Raw genomic sequence first — 16,948 nt, 5'->3', positions numbered from 1 at the left:
GTGTGTGATGCCCGTCCCACCCGGTGGTCCCGGCCAGGGCCGGCGTGGGCGCATCGGGCGGTTGGGGCCCGTGGGCCCCTTAGGATGGGCTTATGGCGAAGACCGGTACGACGACCCAAGGGCTGCGCGCGGCGATCGAGCGCAGTGGCTACTACCCGGCCCTCGTGGCCGAGGCGGTGGAGGCCGCAGTGGGCGGGGAGCCGGTCGCGTCGTACCTGGTGCACCAGGAGACGACGTTCGACTCCAACGAGGTGCGCCGTCACGTCACGGTCCTCGTCCTCACCGGCACCCGGTTCATCGTCAGCCACACCGACGAGCAGGCCGCCGACGGCACCTCGCCGTCCCCGTACGCCACCACCTCCACGGAATCCGTGAAGCTGGAGCGGATCTCCTCGGTCGTGCTGAGCCGCGTCGTCGCCAACCCGGAGTCGTACACGCCCGGCACCCTGCCCCGCGAGGTCGTGCTGAACATCGGCTGGGGCGCGGTGTCCCGGATCGACCTGGAGCCGGCCGCCTGCGGTGACCCCAACTGCGACGCGGACCACGGCTACACCGGCTCCTCCACGGCCGACGACCTGAGCCTGCGCGTCAGCGAGGCGGGTGACGGCCCGGACACCGTCCGCCAGGCGCTGGCCTTCGCCCAGGCACTTTCCGAGGCCACCGCAGCCCCTGCGGCTCCCGCGGCCGGTGCGGCGACCGGCCGCTGATGTCCTCTTCCACGACGGTGGGCTCCGCCTGGCACGAGCCCGTCCCGCTCGACCCCCGCTCCGCCCCGCTGCCCCGCTACGGCACGGGCTCGCTGGCCGACCTGCTGCCCGCGGTCGCGGCCGGCATGGGGGTCCCCGGATTCTCCACGGGCCTGGAGCTCGCCCCCGCCGACCGCGTGTGCGTCTTCCTGATCGACGGCCTCGGCTGGGAGCTGCTGCGCGCCCACCCCGCCGAGGCGCCGTTCCTGCACTCGCTGATGACCGGCTCGAACAACGGCACCGGCTCGCCCCTGACGGCCGGCTTCCCGTCCACCACGGCGACCTCCCTCGCCTCGGTGGGCACCGGGCTGCCGCCGGGCGCCCACGGCCTGCCCGGCTACACCGTCGCCGACCCGGCCACGGGGCAGCTGATGAACCAGCTGCGCTGGCGGCCCTGGACCGACCCGCACGTCTGGCAGCCGTACCCGACCGTCTTCCAGCTCGCGGACGCGGCCGGGGTGCACACCTGCCAGGTCTCCGCCCCGGACTTCCAGCACACCCCACTGACGAAGATCGCGCTGAGCGGCGGCACCTTCCACGGGCGGCTCTCCGGCGAGGACCGGATGGACCTCGCCGCCGACCGCCTCGGCGCCGCGGACCGCTCGCTCGTCTACACGTACTACAGCGACGTCGACGGCAAGGGGCACCGCTTCGGCGTCGACTCCGACGAGTGGCGCGGCCAGTTGATGTACGTCGACCGGCTCGCCCAGCGCCTCGCCGAGCAGCTGCCGCCCCGCTCGGCGCTGTACGTCACCGCCGACCACGGCATGATCGACATCCCCTTCGACCCCGAGTCGCGCATCGACTTCGACGAGGACTGGGAGCTGCGCGCGGGCGTCGCCCTGCTCGGCGGGGAGGCCCGCGCCCGCCACGTCTACGCCGTGCCCGGCGCCGCCGCCGACGTCCTCGCGGTGTGGCGGGAGGTGCTCGGCGAGCAGATGTGGATCGCGAGCCGCGACGAGGCGATCGAGGCGGGCTGGTTCGGCCGCCCCGGCGACGGCGTGGACGGCCGCGTCCACGGCCGGATCGGCGACGTGGTCGCGGCCGCCCGCGACGACATCGCGATCGTCGCCACCGAGACCGAGCCGAACGAATCCGCGATGGTGGGGCTGCACGGCTCCATGACGCCCGTGGAGCAGCTGGTCCCGCTCCTCGAAGTGCGTGCCTGAACCCGTAGGCCCGCAGCCCCCGTACGACCGCGCCCCCTCAACGCCCCGACCTATGAAAGGCATTGGCTTCCCCATGCCCGAGCTGGTGTTCTTCTCCGGAACCATGGACTGCGGAAAGAGCACCCTCGCTCTGCAGATCGAGCACAACCGCTCGACCCGCGGCCTGCAAGGGATGATCTACACCCGGAACGACCGCGCCGGCGAGGGCAAGCTCTCCTCCCGGCTCGGCCTGGTCACCGACTCCGTCGAGGCGGGCGAGGGGTTCGACTTCTACGCGCACATCGTCGCCCACCTCTCCGCCGGGGGCCGCGCCGACTACGTCATCGCCGACGAGGCCCAGTTCCTCGAGCCGGACCAGATCGACCAGCTCGCCCGGATCGTGGACGACCTCGAACTCGACGTCTTCGCCTTCGGCATCACCACCGACTTCCGCACCAAGCTCTTCCCCGGCTCGCAGCGCCTGGTCGAACTCGCCGACCGCATAGAGGTGCTGCAGGTCGAGGCGCTGTGCTGGTGCGGTGCGCGGGCCACGCACAACGCCCGTACGGTGGGCGGGCAGATGGTCGTCGAGGGCGCCCAGGTGGTCGTCGGCGACGTCAACCAGCCCGAGACCGTGGTGGGTTACGAGGTGCTGTGCCGGCGCCACCACCGCCGCCGGCTGACGGCCGCCGCGGCGCGCGCCGCCGCCCTCTCTCCCGACGTGCTGCCCGTCGACCCCGCCCCCGTCAACGGGACGTCCGCAGAAGGGTGAAGACCGCCCCCTCCGGGTCGGTGACGGTGGCCATCCGGCCGGCCGGCGCCTCGTGCGGCGGCCGCAGCACCCGCCCGCCCAGCTCCACCACCCGCAGGGCCGCGGCATCGGTGTCCGCGACCTCGAAGTACGTCATCCAGTGCGGGCCCCGCTCGCGCGGCAGCGCCGCGCCGACGCCCCGGATCGCGGCGACCGGACGGCCGTCGAGCTGCAGGGTGAGGTGGTCCCCGGGGTCGGGGTCCGCCGGGGAGTCCACCGGGGAGCGGGCCGAGCGCGCGGCGTCGGCCGGCTTGACGTCGTAGCCGAACAGGGCCCGGTAGAAGCCGGCGACCGCCGACGCCCGGCGGGTCACCAGCTCGTGCCAGGCGGGCGTGCCTGGCACACCCGTGAGCTGGGCGCCGGTCAGCGTCTGGCCCTGCCACACGCCGAAGGGCGCCCCGGCCGGGTCGCTGGCGAGCACCAGCCGTCCCGCGTCCTCCGCGGACAGCGGGCCCACCCCCACCGTGCCGCCGCAGCAGCGGATCCACTCCGCGGCCTCGTCGGCGTCGTCACTGGCGAGGTAGGTGGTCCAGGCGGTCGGCAGCCGGCGGCCGGGGGTGATCTCCCCGAGGCCGGCGACGTCGCGGCCGTCGACCGTGGCGCGCACGTAGGGGCCCAGTCGGCGCGGCCCGGGGCTGTAGAAGGCCCAGCCGAACAGACCGCCGTAGAAGTCCTGGATCGCCTCCAGGTCGTGCGCCAGGAGACTCGTCCAGCACGGGCTGCCCGGCGCCTGCCGGACCTCCCCCGCTCCTGGCCGGGGGGAGCCCCAAACCTCGGTCATGTCACTCTCTCCTCGGACCATCGTGGTGGCCGCGCGACCCGCGCCGGGCCGCGGCGCGCGGGGGTGGTACGGGACGGGGCACGACCAGATGGTTGCACCACCTGCCGCCACGCGCCCCCCGGCCGCGCCGGGACTCCCGGGTTCCCGCAGGAGAATGCCCGGAATCGCGGGGGCAGTACCGTTCCGGCGCCCGAGCGCGCCCCGGCGAACGGCGGCGCCCAGTATCGATCAGTTGTGCGCCACCTCGCCAGAGGCCCGTTCGACGCACGCCGGACTACGTCAGGATGGGGGCCATGAATGCCATCATCTCCGCAGTCGAACTCATGGACGCGTCGGCCGGCGGGCAGCCGCCCGTCCTGCTGGACGTCCGCTATCAGCTCGGCGGCCCGCCCGGCCGGCCGGAGTACGAGGCGGGGCACATCCCCGGCGCGGTCTACGTGGACCTCGAGGGCGAGCTCGCCGGCCCGCCGGGGAAGCAGGGCAGGCATCCGCTGCCCGGGCTCGGCGAGTTCGGCGCGGCGATGCGCAGGGCGGGCGTCGGCTCCGGCGGGGACGTCGTCGTCTACGACGGGGGGCAGGGCTGGGCGGCCGCGCGGGCCTGGTGGATGCTGCGCTGGGCCGGGCATCCGTCCGTGCGCGTCCTGGACGGCGGCCTGGCGGCCTGGCGGGCGCAGGGCGGGGAGGTCGAGGCCGGGCGGTCGCCCGCGCGCGAGGGGGACTTCGTGCCGGCGCCGGGGGCGCTGCCGCTGCTCGACGCGGACGGTGCGGCGGCGCTGGCCCGCCGCGGGCTGCTGCTGGACGCCCGGGCGGGGGAGCGCTACCGGGGCGAGACCGAGCCGATCGACGCGGTCGCCGGGCACATCCCGGGCGCGGTCTCGGCGCCGACGACGGAGAACGTGGCGGCGGACGGGCGGCTGCGGCCCGCGGCCGAACTGGCCGCCCGCTTCGGCGCCCTGGGCGCGGTGGACGGCGCCGAGGTGGGCGTCTACTGCGGATCCGGCGTCTCCGCCGCGCACCAGCTCCTCGCGATGGCCGTGGCGGGCATCCCGGCGGCCCTGTACGTGGGTTCGTGGAGCGAGTGGTCCTCGGATCCCTCGCGCCCGGTGGCCACGGGCCCGCAGCCGGGCTGAGCTCGCAGACCGGTCTGCGGGGCGGCCCTGCGGGCGGCTCACCGGCCGTCCCGTGGAGCGGGCCGCGGACCGGGGCAGGCAGGCCCGACGGCCTGTAGTCCCGCCCGTCGAGCGGTTGGCTTCCCGCCGCGACGGAGGGAAGCCCTCACGGTGCGGTCCGGCGGTGCCGAGCCGGCCGCATACGGGGTGGAGGGACCCTGCCCGGGGTGGGACGGCACCGCCGGAGAGCACCGTCGTGGCCGGGCGCCGCGGCGGCGGGCGCAGATGACCGCGTGCTCCCGTCGGGCCCGCCCTCCACGGGCGGCCCGGTGCGCGCTGCCGTCGTCGCCCCCCGGCCGGAGCCGGGGGACTGACGGATGGTCACTGGCGTGGTGGTCACTCCTGTTTCTTGCGGCGGGTGCCGAAGACGATCTCGTCCCAGCTGGGGACCGCCGCCCGGCGGCCCGGTCGGACCCCGTCGGCCTCGGCCTGACGGTCCGTCGTGCCGACCAGCCGGTCGCGGTGGCCGGCCACGGACCGCGGCATGAGGACGTCCGCGTACGCGGCGCCCGCGCTCGCCGCCGGCGCCGGGGGCTCGACGGCCTCCGGCTCGTCGGACGGTTCGTCATTCGCCGGTGCGACCGAGGGCGTTTCGGGGACGACCATGTCGCCGCGGAAGCTGGGGACCGCTTCGAGCAGGCTCGTCAGCGAATCCCGCTCCTTGGCGGGCGGTTCCTCGGACGGCTCGGTGTCCGCCTCGGACGAGGACGGCGGGCCGGAGGACGCGGCCTGGTGCCGGTCCAGCGACCGGTCGAGGGGCCTGTCCCGTGGCAGCCGGGCGATCCGGGGCACGAAGGGGAAGCTCGGCTCGGGCGTGTCGTCGGTCTCGCCGATGAGCGCGCGGGCCTCGTCGTCCATCGCTTGAACGATCCGCCTCGGCGGGTCGTACGACCAGCTCGCCGCGCGGGGCTCACCTGCCGCCCGGTAGACGAGCAGGACCTCCCACGTGCCGTCGTCCCGGCGCCAGGAGTCCCACTGTGCGGTGTCCTTCTCGGCCCCGCGCAGTATGAGCCGCTCGGCCACGGCCTCGCCGAGGAGCGGGCCGGTGTTCTCGCCGGGGCGGCGCACCGCCGTCTTGCGGGCGCGCTCGGCCATGAACGCGCGCTCGGCCAGGACCGGGCCCTCGAACCGGCGCACCCGCTCGACGGGGATGCCCGCGAGCTGCGCCACCTCCTCCGCGGAGGCTCCCGCACGTATGCGCGCCTGGATGTCGCGGGGGCGGAGATGACTCTCCACCTCGATCTCGATCTGCCCCAGACGAGCACGGTCGTTGCGCACGGCGGCGCGCAGCCGTTCGTCGATGGGAAGGGTGTACTCCGTGCTGTCCGCAGCCTTGAGCACCAGCCGTGTGCCGTCGTTGGAGACGGCCACGACACGCAGTTCGGGCATGGGGACCTCCCGGGTGGTGCCTGCCGACGTCACGTGCGTCGCTGCTTCCGCTAGTCGAGTGTGGCCTGCCCGGGTGCAGCCTGCCACAACATTGCCGAGTTGACGGGGGTGAGAGCCGGTGGGGCCCCGCCCGTTGGGTCCAGGCAGCCGGACGGGACACCGGGGCCAGGGCTCGTCACAGTACTCCATTCGGGCCACTGGGGGTGGAATGGCGCGCCATCGAAGTTCACGCGGGAGAAGGGAGTTGATCGTACCTATCGCGCGCGAAGGCGGTTGCGCGGGTGTCGAGGTTCACAGAATCGCCGGAATCGGAACTGTTCGTTACGCTCGAATGTCTCTTCTACCTGCAAGACGGACCCAAGGCTACACAGAGGCAGGAGATGGACGACAAAGGCGAAAGTGAGGCAAAACAGAAGAGCAAGCGTCTGGAACTGAGCCTCGCGCAGGTCGCCGGCAGCGCCCTCGCGGCGGTGATCGCCGCACTGCTCGCGGGCAAGCTCGGGGTGTACGGCACGGTCATCGGCGCCGGCGTCGTCAGCATCGTGGCCACCTCAGGCGGCACGGTCTTCCAGCACTTGTTCAAGCGGACCGGCGAACAGCTCCGCGAGGCGACCACGCAGGCGGCGAAGCCGAAACTGCGCCAGGTGCCCGTGCGGGACGCGGGCCGGGCCGTCAGCCGCGCCGCGGTCGCGGCACAGGACCCCGCACGGCGCGCCGCGCAGGACGACGCGACCCGGATGCTGCCGCAGGCGGACGCCACGCAGATGCTCCCGGTGGCCGGCGACGAGGCGACGAGGCTGTTGCACACGGCGTCACGGTCGCCGGAGCCCGGAGGCGCATACGCGGGCGCGCATCCTGGAGCACGCGCCGATGAACACTCCTTTGCGTACACGGACACGTACACCCCGGCCACGACACACGGCACCCGGGTGCGCGGCTGGAAGGGCCCGCTCATCGCCGCCGGCGCGGTCTTCGTCCTCGCGATGGGCACCGTCACCGCGGTCGAGCTGGTCAAGGGGTCGAGTGCGGACGGTGGTAAGGGGACCACGGTCAGCCGGATCATCGACGGCGGGAAGCCGCAGAAGAAGCAGGACCCGGCGCCCGAGCAGTCACCGGACCCGGAGCGCTCGTACGACGGCGGCGAGGAGCGCGGCACCGGAGGCGGCTCCGGCCCCACGCCCGACCCGGACGCCTCCCGTCAGGGCGGCGACACGGGCAAGCAGTCGCCGGACCCGTCGACGACGCCGTCCTCCGGAGGCTCGACGCCCAGCACCAAGCCGGACCCCACGCCCAACCCCTCGACCTCCCCGGGCGGCGGCACGGGCGGGGACGGCAAGGGCGGCGGCAGCACGGGCGGGCAGGGCGCCTCGGGGGGCGGGACGTCTCCCAGGCCGCCGACGCAGGGGCAGAATGCGGCTGCCGGGGCGGGTACGCCTGCCGCGGGCGCCGTCTCGTAGAGGCGCGCCCCGTCCGGCCTCGTGGACGTGCGCCCCGTACGGTCGGCGCCGGCTGCGCCGGTTCCGCACGCCCGGGCCTGAGCGCTCCGCCGGGAGCAGTCGGTCGGCTGCGGGCCGTGCGTGGCCGGTCGCGCAGTTCCCCGCGCCCCTTACGGGGCGCGTGCAGGCCTCGTCGGCTCAGTCGCCCAGTACGCGCCGCAGGTAGTCATTGCCGAACACGCGCTGCGGGTCCAGCCGGTCCCGCAGCGCGGTGAAGGCGGCGAACCGCGGGTAGGCCGCCGCGAGGTGCCCGGCGTCGCGGCTGTGGAGCTTGCCCCAGTGGGGGCGCCCGCCGTGCGCCGTCATGATCTGCTCGGCGGCCCGGAAGTAGGCGCGGTAGGGGGCGCCCCGGTACATGTGCACGGCGAGGTAGGCGGTGTCCCGGGCGTGGGCCGTGGACAGCGGTATGTCGTCGGCCGGAGCCGTGCGGACCTCGACGGGGAAGGCCACGCGCAGCCGCGAGCGCTCGATCGCGGCCCGCAGCTCGCGCAGCGCCGGTATCGCGGCCTCCCGCGGCAGCGCGTACTCCATCTCCAGGAAGCGGACCCGGCGGGGGCTGGTGAAGACGCGGTACGGCACGTCCGTGTAGGTGCGGGCCGACAGCGCGCGGCCGGCGAGCTGCGCCATGCCGGGGACGGCGGCGGGGACGGCGCGGCCCACGGCGCACAGGGCGCCGAAGAGGCCGTTCGACAGCAGCTCGTCCTCGACCCAGGCGGCGACCCGGCCGGGCGGGTCCGCGGGACCCGCGCTGCGGTTGTTGCGCTTGGTGACGCAGTTGCCGGTGTGGGGGAACCAGTAGAACTCGAAGTGTTCGTTCTCGGCGACCAGCTGCTCGAACTCGGCGGTGACCCGGTCGAGGGGCATCGGCTCCTCGCGGGCCCGGAGCAGGAACTCCGGCTCCACCGCGAAGGTGACGGCGGTGATCACGCCCAGTGCGCCCAGCCCCAGCCGGGCGCCCGCGAAGACCTCCGGGTTCTCGTCCGCGGAACAGGTCAGCACCGTGCCGTCCGCGGTGACCAGCTCCAGGGCGCGGACCTGGGCCGAGAGCGAGGCCGAGTCGCGGCCCGTGCCGTGGGTGCCGGTGCTGACCGCCCCCGAGACGGTCTGCTCCATGATGTCGCCCATGTTGGCCAGCGACAGGCCGTGCGCGGACAGCGTCGCGTTCAGGTGCCGCAGCGTGGTGCCGGCCCCCACCGTCACCGTGCCCGCCGCGCGGTCGATCGCGCGCAGGCCCCCGAGGCGCTCGGGGCGTATGAGCAGGCCGTCGGTGGCGGCCGCGGCGGTGAAGGAGTGGCCGGTGCCGGCCGCCTTCACCCGCAGGCCGTCCGACGCGGCCCGTACGACCGCTTCCGCGACCTCGGCCGCGGAGGCGGGGGCCACCGTCCGCACGGGGTGCGCGGTGACGTTGCCCGCCCAGTTGCGCCAGCGGGCCGGCCCGGCCGCCCTAGGCGACGATGCCCTTGCTGAGGTCGTCGTTCCGGTCGTCTCCGTCATGTGCGTCAGACCCTCCCCTTGCCTGCGGCACAGGTCCCCCCGGCCGCTGCGGCGCCGGCCTGCGGAGCCGGCGGTAGCCCAGGAACGCGACCGCCGCCGCGAGCGCCCCCGCCACCCCGGACACCGCGTACCCCGCGGCGGCGCCGTGGACGTCCACCACCCAGCCGGCGGCCGACGACCCCAGTGCCACGCCGACCGCGAGTCCCGTGCTCGTCCAGGTCATGCCCTCGGTCAGCTGTGCGCGCGGTACGTGCTGTTCGACGAGGGCCATCGTCGTCACCATGGTCGGCGCGATCGACAGCCCCGAGACGAAGAGCGCCACGGCCAGGAACGGCAGGCTCCCGACCAGTTGGAGGGGGATCATACTCACGGCCATCGCACACACGCCCACGAGCCAGCGGCGGGCCATGTCCCCGCTCAGCCGCAGGAGTCCGAAAACGATCCCCGCAATGCAGGACCCCAGCGCGTACGCCGCGAGCACCAGGCTCGCCATGCTCTTGTGGCCCTCGGCCTCGGCGAAGGCGATGGTCACCACGTCGCACGCGCCGAAGATCATGCCCGTGGCGACGAAGGTCGCCACCAGCACCTGCAGGCCGGGGGAGCGCAGCGCGTGGCCGCCCCCGCCCTGCCCGCGCGGGTGCGGCTCCGGCTCGGTGGCGCGCTGGGCGGTCAGCCACAGCACGCCGATCGCGAGGAAGCCGGCGGCCAGCAGCGGGCCCGCCGCGGGGAACCAGCTGGTGGACAGCCCGATCGACAGGATCGGGCCGACGATGAAGCACACCTCGTCCAGGACGGACTCGAAGGCGTAGGCCGTGTGCAGCTGCCCGCTGCCTCCGTGGATCGCGGCCCAGCGGGCCCGCACCATCGATCCCACGCTCGGCACGCAGCCGCCGAACGCCGCGAAGACGAACAGCGTCCAGTCCGGCCAGCGCTGCTGCGCGCTCAGCAGCAGCCCCGCGACGGCGGCCAGGGCCACCAGCGTCGCCGGGCGCAGCACCCGGCGCTGCCCGTACTGGTCGACCAGCCGGGATATCTGCGGGCCGAGGACGGCGGCGGAGACGGCCCCGGCCGCGGAGACGGCGCCCGCGAGCCCGTAGCGGCCGGTGATCTGGGAGATCATCGTGACGATGCCGATGCTCAGCATCGACAGCGGCATCCGGCCGAGGAGACCGGCCGCCGAGAACCCCTTGGTGCCGGGAGCGGCGAAGATCTCGCGGTAAGGACTGGGCAAGACGGCTCCCGAGGGGGTCGTTATGGGGACGGGACGAGGGTGCCGTAAGGGACGTAGCTGGCCGATACAGCTTACTGGGGTGCGTTTGTTCGGCGCACCGTCATTTCCCGGCAGTCCGTGCAGGGTGGCAGGATCGGACGCATGTCGGATCAGCCAGCGCACGCCCCCTACGACGCCCTGCTGTTGCTCTCCTTCGGCGGCCCCGAGGGCCCGGACGACGTCGTTCCCTTCCTGGAGAACGTCACGCGCGGGCGCGGCATCCCCCGCGAGCGCCTCAAGGAGGTCGGGCAGCACTACTTCCTCTTCGGCGGAGTCAGCCCGATCAATGACCAGAATCGTGCGCTGCTCGGCGCCCTGCGCAAGGAGTTCGCCGAGCACGGCCTCGACCTTCCGGTCTACTGGGGCAACCGCAACTGGGCGCCGTACCTGACCGACACCCTGCGCGAGATCGCGGCCGATGGCCGGCGCCGCGTGCTCACCCTCGCCACCAGCGCCTACGCCTCGTACTCCGGCTGCCGGCAGTACCGCGAGAACCTCGCCGACGCGCTCGCGGCCCTGGAGGCCGAGGGCGTCACGCCGCCCCGCGTCGACAAGCTGCGGCACTACTTCAACCACCCCGGCTTCGTCCGCCCCATGGCCGACGCCGTCCTGGCGGCCCTCGCCGAGCTGCCCGAGGACGTCCGCGCGGGCGCGCACCTCGCCTTCACCACCCACTCCATCCCCACCGCCGCCGCGGACACCTCCGGCCCCGCGGACGGCCACGGCGACGGCGGCGCCTACGTCGCCCAGCACCTCGACGTCGCCCGCACCGTCGCGGAGGCGGTGCGCGCGGAGACCGGCACGGAGCACCCGTGGCGGCTCGTCTACCAGTCCCGCAGCGGCGCCCCGCACATCCCCTGGCTCGAGCCCGACATCTGCGACCACCTGGCTGCCGCGCACGGCGACGGCGTCCCCGCCGTCGTCATGGTCCCCATCGGCTTCGTCTCGGACCACATGGAGGTCAAGTACGACCTCGACACCGAGGCCGCCGCCAAGGCCGCCGAGCTCGGCCTGCCGGTCGCCCGCGCCGCGACCGTCGGCGCCGACCCCCGCTTCGCCGCCGCCGTCCGCGAGCTGGTCCTGGAGCGGGCCGCGAGCGAGCGCGGCGAGCGCCCCGAGCGGTGCGCCCTGGGCGCCCTCGGCCCCTCGCACGACCTCTGTCCCGTCGGCTGCTGCCCGGCCCGGGCCCCGCGCCCGGCCGCCGCCGGAGCCGACAGCCCGTACGCGTAAAGGAGCACCAGCACCGTGAGCGACACCCTGAAGGCAGAACTCCTGGCCGTGGCCCTCGAGGCCGCCGACCGCGCCGGGGCCCTGCTCCGCGACGGGCGCCCGGCGGACCTCGGGGTCGCCGCGACCAAGACCAGCTCGATCGACGTCGTCACCGAGATGGACATCGCCGCCGAGAAGCTGATCACCGGCTTCCTCGCCGAGCGCCGCCCCGAGGACGGCCTCCTGGGCGAGGAGGGCGCCAGCAGCGAGGGCACCAGCGGCGTGCGGTGGGTCATCGACCCGATCGACGGCACCGTGAACTACCTCTACGGCCTGCCGTCCTGGGCCGTGTCCATAGCGGCCGAGCTCGACGGCGAGGCGGTCGTCGGCGTCGTGGCCGCGCCCATGCGCGGCGAGACCTACCGGGCCGTGCTCGGCGAGGGCGCCTACGAAGGCGAGCGGCGGCTGGCCGTCCGGCCCGCGCCCGGCCTCGACCAGGCCCTGATCGGCACCGGCTTCGGCTACCTCACCGCGCGCCGCGCCGCCCAGGCCGAGGTCCTGCGCTCCCTGCTGCCGCAGGTGCGCGACATCCGGCGCGGCGGGTCCGCGGCGATCGACCTGTGCGACGTGGCCTGCGGCCGGCTGGACGGCTACTACGAGCGCGGGCTCAACCCCTGGGACTACGCGGCGGGCGCGCTGATCGCCCGCGAGGCCGGGGCCCTGACCGGCGGACGCCCGGGCGAGCCCGTCTCCCCGGAGCTGACCGTGGCGGCCCCGCCGGTGCTCTTCGAGACGCTGCAGGGGCGCCTGGAGGAGCTGGGGGCCTGGCAGGGCTGAGCCCCGCCGCCCGCCCCCTCCCGGACACGACAGTGCCCCGGCGCCGCTCGGCGCCGGGGCACTGCCGTCGGATCCGGCTCAGGCCGCGGAGACCTCGACGCCGTGTTCGGCGGCAAGACGGTGCAGGTCGTCCAAGGCGGACTGCTCCACCTCGGCCGTGTACTCGTCGCCCAGCCTGCGGGCCTGGTCCCGTTCGCTGCGGGTGCTCTCTATGCGCTGCAGAATGCCAGCGGTGAACGCGTCCATGGTGCTGCGCCCCCTCGTCGTGGGTCGATGGCACGGGGGTGTGCCGACGGCGAATCGATCGCGCCCCTGCCCCGGCGCGGGCGGACGGGCCGTGGTGGCGTGCCGCCACTGGGCGTGATCGCGGGTGTGCAGACGTCTTCCCCAACGCCGTCCGCGGGGAAACCTCCCGACCGGAACCAATCCCCCCGCCCGACCGGAAACCGCTCCGGGCCCCGTCCCGGCGGCGATCCGGAATGGCCTGCCGGCAGGTCGGTCCCGGCACCCCTTACAGCCGGTTTACCGACGTTCGAGGCAGGATGGAGACACCCACAGGGGTACCTCCAGCCTGCCCGCCCGGGCCCAAAGGGAAGGATCAACGCCGTGCGCGTACTCGTCGTCGAGGACGAGCAGCTGCTCGCCGATGCCGTCGCCACCGGACTGCGCCGGGAGGCCATGGCCGTCGACGTCGTGTACGACGGTGCCGCCGCCCTGGAGCGCATCGCCGTCAACGACTACGACGTGATCGTCCTCGACCGCGACCTGCCGCTCGTCCACGGCGACGACGTCTGCCGCAAGGTCGTCGAGCTCGGCATCCCCACCCGCGTCCTGATGCTCACCGCCTCCGGCGACGTCAGCGACCGCGTGGAGGGCCTGGAGATCGGCGCCGACGACTACCTCCCCAAGCCCTTCGCCTTCAGCGAGCTCACCGCGCGCGTGCGGGCCCTCGGCCGCCGCACGACCGTGGCCCTGCCGCCCGTCCTGGAGCGCGCCGGCATCAAGCTCGACCCCAACCGCCGCGAGGTCTTCCGCGACGGCCGGGAGGTGCAGCTGGCGCCCAAGGAGTTCGCCGTCCTGGAGGTCCTCATGCGCAGCGAGGGCGCGGTCGTCTCGGCCGAGCAGCTGCTGGAGAAGGCCTGGGACGAGAACACCGACCCCTTCACCAACGTCGTCCGGGTCACCGTCATGACCCTGCGCCGCAAGCTCGGCGAGCCCCCGGTGATCGTCACCGTGCCCGGCTCCGGATACCGGATCTGATCCCCCGATGGCCTCCGCCCCCACCCCCACGCCCCCCGCGACCCCTCCCAAGCCCACCTGGGACCCGCGGCAGCCCGTCGTGCGCCCGTTCCCCTGGCTGCGCCCGACGATCCGGATACGGCTGACCCTGCTGTACGGCGGGATGTTCCTGATGGCCGGCGTGCTGCTGCTGACGATCATCTATCTGCTGGCGGCCGACGCCCTCACCCAGGGCAACCAGCTGCCGTTCCGGATCCTCAACGCCAACGTCGAGACCAGCGCCAGCTGCCGGAGCCTGCCCCAGGGCTCCGCGACCAACAGCGACACCTTCATGAACGGCCTGCGGCTGTGCATGGAGCACCAGCGCGCCATGGCCCTCGACGGCCTCCTCAAGCGCTCCCTGCTGGCCCTCCTCGGCCTGGCCGTGATCGCTTTCGCCTTCGGCTACGCCATGGCGGGCCGGGTCCTCTCGCCGCTGGGCAGGATGACGCGGACCGCCCGCCGGGTGGCCGCCACCGACCTCTCCCGCCGGATCGAACTGGACGGGCCGGAGGACGAGTTGAAGGAGCTCTCGGACACCTTCGACGAGATGCTCGACCGGCTGGAGCGGGCCTTCACCGCGCAGCAGCGGTTCGTGGCCAACGCCTCGCACGAGCTGCGCACGCCGCTGGCGATCAACCGCACGCTGCTGGAGGTCACCCTCTCCGACCCCGGTGCGCCCCCGGAGCTCCAGCAGCTCGGCAAGACGCTGCTGGCCACGAACGAGCGCAGCGAGCAGCTGGTGGAGGGCCTGCTGCTGCTCGCCCGCAGCGACAACGAGATCGTCGACCGCAAGCCCGTGGACCTGGCCGAGGTGGCCTCCCGGGCGCTGGACCAGACGCGCTCGGAGGCCCAGGGCAAGGGCGTGGAGCTGCGCGGCACGCGCCAGCCCGCGGTCGTCCAGGGCAACGGCGTGCTGCTGGAGCGGATCGCGCTGAACCTGGTGCAGAACGCCGTGCGGTACAACACCCCGGACGGCTGGGTCGAGGTCACCACCGAGGCGCAGCCGGGTCAGGCGGTGCTGGTGGTGGAGAACACCGGGCCCGTGGTCCCCGCCTACGAGCTGGACAACATCTTCGAGCCGTTCCGCCGGCTCCGCACGGAGCGCACGGGCAGCGACAAGGGCGTCGGCCTGGGGCTGTCGATCGTGCGCTCGGTGGCCCGCGCGCACGGCGGGCGGATCACCGCGGAGCCGCGCGAGGGAGGCGGGTTGATCATGAGAGTGGTCCTGCCCACCTGAAAATTTCTGCGAGAATAGGGCGGCCGTAGGTTCGCTTTGGGCGGAATTTTCACGTTCCGACCCTTGCTGTGGGTGTGTGTAATCGCTCACACAGGCAAACTTCCGGCCATCCACTCTCCGTGATCAGCGGGCGCGCCGGAACGCCGGAAAAATGGGGGTTTCCGCTGGTCCTGATCACGGGAAGTACACGTGATGGCGCATCCGCATGCGGCATTCGGACCGTGTACGGTCCGGTTCGCCATCCAACCCCATCACCTCTTCAGGTGTGCGGTTGGGTGTCGATTGAGTAACAGACCTTGATGTGAGGCAAAATCTCCGCCTCGGGTCGGGCACAAGTCCGGCCTCTCACGCGTTACGTGCGCTGGAGACACCGCAGACACCCAGAGGGGGAGAGCGACATGGCAACGGACTACGACACCCCACGCAAGACCGACGACGACGTCGACTCGGACAGCCTTGAAGAGCTCAAGGCCCGCCGGAACGACAAGTCGGCGTCGACCGTCGACGTGGACGACTTCGAGGCCGCGGAGGGCATGGAGCTGCCCGGCGCGGACCTCTCCAACGAGGAGCTGGCCGTCCGGGTCCTGCCCAAGCAGGCCGACGAGTTCACCTGCATGAGCTGCTTCCTCGTGCACCACCGCAGCCAGCTGGCGCGCGAGAAGAACGGCCAGCCGATCTGCCGCGACTGCGACTGAGGATCGGGTCTGCGATGGCAGGCTCGACCCCGTTCCGGAAGCGGCGCTCCCGGCAGCCCGAGCTGACCACCGGGCCGGGCCAGGAGGCCGCACGGCAGGGCGACGGCGTCCCTGCCCCTGGCGACACGGTCGGCACCCACGTCGAGCGAGGCCGCACGGCCTCGCTCGTCGCTGCTGTCGGCCGTGGTGCCACCAAGGGCGGCCGGGGAGCGCGGGCGGGCCTTTCCGCCCTCGTCGACCGGATCATCGCGAACGCCCCGCGCATCCCGGTGCGCGACCTCGCGACACTGCGGGCCCAGTTCCCGGGCCTCGGCCCGGAGGAGCTCGCCGACAAGCTGGTGACGGGCGCGGTCAACGCCACGTCCACCGTGGGCGCCGGGGTGGGGGCCGCGGCGATGCTGCCGGTGCCGCCCGCGATGCCCGCCGAACTGGCCGCCGAGATCGCCGGCGTGGCAGCCGTGGAGCTCAAGCTGATCGCCGAGCTCCACGAGGTGTACGGCCTGCGGGCCCCCGGCACGCTGCGCCAGCGCTCCCTGGCCTATCTGGCCGCCTGGGCGGACGAGCGAGGGATCGACGTCACGTCCCCCACCACCGTCAACGCGGCCCTGGGCGGCCAGCTCCGGCGCGAGCTGCGCCAGCAGATCCTCAAGCGGACGTTCCGCAACCTGCCCAACCTCGCCCCGTTCATGATCGGTGCGACCGTGGGCGCGGTGATGAACCGCCGCGACACCAGAAGGCTCGCGGCCAAGGTCCGCATCGACCTGCGTGCCCGGCAGGTGCCGTGGGAGGCGCTCCCGGAGGGCCCTGAAGGCCCTCCGTGGCTGCCCTGAGCCACGCGGGCCCGCCCCGGGCCCCCGAGAGGGCCGTCAGGGTATCCGCACCGCCCGCGGGGGCGTCCGCGGCGTCAGGACGCCCGTACCGCCGCGAGCGCTTCGGCCAGCCGCTGGGGAGAGCGCGTGGAGAGGTAGACGTACGGAGTGGGGTCGGCCGGGTCCGTGATCTCGATGCGGACCGCGGTCGGCACGTAGCCGCGCAGCAGCATGAAGGCACGGGTGTCCGCCTTGTGCGTGCGCCAGGCGCGGGCCTCGTCGGCGTCCAGCACCTGCGGCGTCCCCAGCGCCTCGACGGGGATGCGGGCGTCGCCCGCCACCAGCGCGCCGCTCACCACGCGGATGCGCACGGACCCGTAGGAGCTGACGGCGACCGCCGCGAGGGCCCCGCCGCCCACCAGCCCGCCGAGCATGGGAACCGTCCCCAGGGGCAGCAGGATCAGCGCCATCGCGACCCCGGCCAGAACCGCGATGAACCACCAGGAACGGGGCACGGTGAGACGTTCTTCGTAAGCCTGCATGGGCCCAAGCTTGACACGAGCGGGACCGGGCCCG

17 protein-coding genes are annotated in these 16,948 nt (G+C 73.9%); 11 read left to right on the top strand and 6 right to left on the bottom strand.

The window, feature by feature from the left end; translation table 11 throughout:
* Positions 1 to 92: 92 nt before the first annotated feature.
* The 3 genes from ACFPP6_RS14930 to ACFPP6_RS14920 all read left to right on the top strand — a co-directional run bounded on the left by ACFPP6_RS14930 (position 93) and on the right by ACFPP6_RS14920 (position 2,666).
* On the top strand, positions 93 to 707 hold the full coding sequence (locus ACFPP6_RS14930) for a DUF5998 family protein (protein WP_382041559.1): 615 nt from the start codon (positions 93 to 95) through the stop codon (positions 705 to 707).
* Entirely contained in the window at positions 707 to 1,915 is a 1,209-nt protein-coding gene (locus ACFPP6_RS14925) for an alkaline phosphatase family protein (RefSeq protein ID WP_382041556.1), read from the top strand. Before ACFPP6_RS14930 ends, ACFPP6_RS14925 begins: the two co-directional genes overlap by 1 nt.
* 73 nt (positions 1,916 to 1,988) lie before the next feature.
* A complete protein-coding gene (locus ACFPP6_RS14920; protein WP_058042138.1) occupies positions 1,989 to 2,666 on the top strand; it encodes a thymidine kinase in 678 nt (225 codons plus the stop codon).
* Here ACFPP6_RS14920 and ACFPP6_RS14915 read toward each other — a convergent pair.
* Entirely contained in the window at positions 2,641 to 3,486 is an 846-nt protein-coding gene (locus ACFPP6_RS14915) for a VOC family protein (protein ID WP_382041553.1), read from the bottom strand. The genes ACFPP6_RS14920 and ACFPP6_RS14915 overlap by 26 nt on opposite strands.
* A 293-nt stretch (positions 3,487 to 3,779) precedes the next feature.
* Between ACFPP6_RS14915 and ACFPP6_RS14910 the strand changes: the two genes are divergently transcribed.
* Positions 3,780 to 4,616: a sulfurtransferase gene (locus tag ACFPP6_RS14910; protein ID WP_382041551.1), complete on the top strand. Its 837-nt coding sequence runs from the start codon at positions 3,780 to 3,782 to the stop codon at positions 4,614 to 4,616.
* A 375-nt stretch (positions 4,617 to 4,991) separates the two neighbouring features.
* On the opposite strand, the gene sepH is transcribed toward ACFPP6_RS14910, so the two are convergent.
* Positions 4,992 to 6,077: a septation protein SepH gene (gene sepH, locus ACFPP6_RS14905; RefSeq protein WP_382041548.1), complete on the bottom strand. Its 1,086-nt coding sequence runs from the start codon at positions 6,075 to 6,077 to the stop codon at positions 4,992 to 4,994.
* Positions 6,078 to 6,424: 347 nt separating this feature from the next.
* Between sepH and ACFPP6_RS14900 the strand changes: the two genes are divergently transcribed.
* A complete protein-coding gene (locus tag ACFPP6_RS14900) occupies positions 6,425 to 7,501 on the top strand; it encodes a hypothetical protein (RefSeq protein WP_382041545.1) in 1,077 nt (358 codons plus the stop codon).
* Positions 7,502 to 7,678: 177 nt separating this feature from the next.
* Here ACFPP6_RS14900 and ACFPP6_RS14895 read toward each other — a convergent pair whose 3' ends face one another.
* Positions 7,679 to 9,034, bottom strand: coding sequence for a D-arabinono-1,4-lactone oxidase (locus ACFPP6_RS14895; RefSeq protein WP_382041542.1), 1,356 nt, complete (start codon positions 9,032 to 9,034; stop codon positions 7,679 to 7,681).
* A complete protein-coding gene (locus ACFPP6_RS14890; RefSeq protein ID WP_382041540.1) occupies positions 8,985 to 10,265 on the bottom strand; it encodes an MFS transporter in 1,281 nt (426 codons plus the stop codon). The genes ACFPP6_RS14895 and ACFPP6_RS14890 overlap by 50 nt, the downstream gene beginning before the upstream one ends.
* Before the next feature lie 141 nt (positions 10,266 to 10,406).
* Here ACFPP6_RS14890 and ACFPP6_RS14885 point away from each other — a divergent pair, with 141 nt between their 5' ends.
* Together ACFPP6_RS14885 and ACFPP6_RS14880 are read left to right on the top strand one after the other, a co-directional pair.
* Positions 10,407 to 11,534: a ferrochelatase gene (locus ACFPP6_RS14885; RefSeq protein ID WP_382041537.1), complete on the top strand. Its 1,128-nt coding sequence runs from the start codon at positions 10,407 to 10,409 to the stop codon at positions 11,532 to 11,534.
* 15 nt (positions 11,535 to 11,549) lie between these two features.
* Complete coding sequence (locus ACFPP6_RS14880) at positions 11,550 to 12,350, top strand: inositol monophosphatase family protein (RefSeq protein ID WP_382041534.1); 801 nt, start codon at positions 11,550 to 11,552, stop codon at positions 12,348 to 12,350.
* Between the two features lie 78 nt (positions 12,351 to 12,428).
* Here ACFPP6_RS14880 and ACFPP6_RS14875 read toward each other — a convergent pair whose 3' ends face one another.
* Positions 12,429 to 12,596, bottom strand: coding sequence for a hypothetical protein (locus tag ACFPP6_RS14875; RefSeq protein ID WP_179082997.1), 168 nt, complete (start codon positions 12,594 to 12,596; stop codon positions 12,429 to 12,431).
* A 360-nt stretch (positions 12,597 to 12,956) separates the two neighbouring features.
* Here ACFPP6_RS14875 and ACFPP6_RS14870 point away from each other — a divergent pair, with 360 nt between their 5' ends.
* The 4 genes from ACFPP6_RS14870 (at position 12,957) to ACFPP6_RS14855 (ending at position 16,393) form a co-directional block, all read left to right on the top strand.
* Complete coding sequence (locus tag ACFPP6_RS14870) at positions 12,957 to 13,610, top strand: response regulator transcription factor (protein ID WP_030368611.1); 654 nt, start codon at positions 12,957 to 12,959, stop codon at positions 13,608 to 13,610.
* Positions 13,611 to 13,617: 7 nt separating this feature from the next.
* The gene (locus tag ACFPP6_RS14865) at positions 13,618 to 14,868 is read left to right on the top strand and encodes a sensor histidine kinase (RefSeq protein WP_382041530.1); all 1,251 of its coding nucleotides are present in this window, start codon (positions 13,618 to 13,620) and stop codon (positions 14,866 to 14,868) included.
* 398 nt (positions 14,869 to 15,266) lie between these two features.
* The gene (locus tag ACFPP6_RS14860; protein WP_030366107.1) at positions 15,267 to 15,563 is read left to right on the top strand and encodes a DUF4193 domain-containing protein; all 297 of its coding nucleotides are present in this window, start codon (positions 15,267 to 15,269) and stop codon (positions 15,561 to 15,563) included.
* A gap of 14 nt (positions 15,564 to 15,577) precedes the next feature.
* The gene (locus ACFPP6_RS14855; protein WP_382041528.1) at positions 15,578 to 16,393 is read left to right on the top strand and encodes a hypothetical protein; all 816 of its coding nucleotides are present in this window, start codon (positions 15,578 to 15,580) and stop codon (positions 16,391 to 16,393) included.
* A gap of 74 nt (positions 16,394 to 16,467) precedes the next feature.
* Here the strand turns inward: ACFPP6_RS14855 and ACFPP6_RS14850 are convergent, their stop codons facing one another.
* On the bottom strand, positions 16,468 to 16,914 hold the full coding sequence (locus ACFPP6_RS14850) for a DUF3093 domain-containing protein (RefSeq protein WP_382041525.1): 447 nt from the start codon (positions 16,912 to 16,914) through the stop codon (positions 16,468 to 16,470).
* Positions 16,915 to 16,948: the final 34 nt, after the last annotated feature.

It is taken from the genome of Streptomyces aureoversilis (assembly GCF_042657885.1).
GTDB lineage: Bacteria > Actinomycetota > Actinomycetes > Streptomycetales > Streptomycetaceae > Streptomyces > Streptomyces aureoversilis.
Note: the sequence above shows the minus strand (reverse complement) of the source record. Positions and strands in the feature narration are given on the sequence as shown.

Bases quoted from the DNA above. Each gene is read 5' to 3' on its own strand.
- ACFPP6_RS14930 (WP_382041559.1), top strand. From the start codon at position 93: ATGGCGAAGACCGGTACGACGACCCAAGGGCTGCGCGCGGCGATCGAG.
- ACFPP6_RS14925 (WP_382041556.1), top strand. From the start codon at position 707: ATGTCCTCTTCCACGACGGTGGGCTCCGCCTGGCACGAGCCCGTCCCG.
- ACFPP6_RS14920 (WP_058042138.1), top strand. From the start codon at position 1,989: ATGCCCGAGCTGGTGTTCTTCTCCGGAACCATGGACTGCGGAAAGAGC.
- ACFPP6_RS14915 (WP_382041553.1), bottom strand. From the start codon at position 3,486: ATGACCGAGGTTTGGGGCTCCCCCCGGCCAGGAGCGGGGGAGGTCCGG.
- ACFPP6_RS14910 (WP_382041551.1), top strand. From the start codon at position 3,780: ATGAATGCCATCATCTCCGCAGTCGAACTCATGGACGCGTCGGCCGGC.
- ACFPP6_RS14900 (WP_382041545.1), top strand. From the start codon at position 6,425: ATGGACGACAAAGGCGAAAGTGAGGCAAAACAGAAGAGCAAGCGTCTG.
- ACFPP6_RS14895 (WP_382041542.1), bottom strand. From the start codon at position 9,034: ATGACGGAGACGACCGGAACGACGACCTCAGCAAGGGCATCGTCGCCT.
- ACFPP6_RS14885 (WP_382041537.1), top strand. From the start codon at position 10,407: ATGTCGGATCAGCCAGCGCACGCCCCCTACGACGCCCTGCTGTTGCTC.
- ACFPP6_RS14875 (WP_179082997.1), bottom strand. From the start codon at position 12,596: ATGGACGCGTTCACCGCTGGCATTCTGCAGCGCATAGAGAGCACCCGC.
- ACFPP6_RS14865 (WP_382041530.1), top strand. From the start codon at position 13,618: ATGGCCTCCGCCCCCACCCCCACGCCCCCCGCGACCCCTCCCAAGCCC.
- ACFPP6_RS14860 (WP_030366107.1), top strand. From the start codon at position 15,267: ATGGCAACGGACTACGACACCCCACGCAAGACCGACGACGACGTCGAC.
- ACFPP6_RS14855 (WP_382041528.1), top strand. From the start codon at position 15,578: ATGGCAGGCTCGACCCCGTTCCGGAAGCGGCGCTCCCGGCAGCCCGAG.
- ACFPP6_RS14850 (WP_382041525.1), bottom strand. From the start codon at position 16,914: ATGCAGGCTTACGAAGAACGTCTCACCGTGCCCCGTTCCTGGTGGTTC.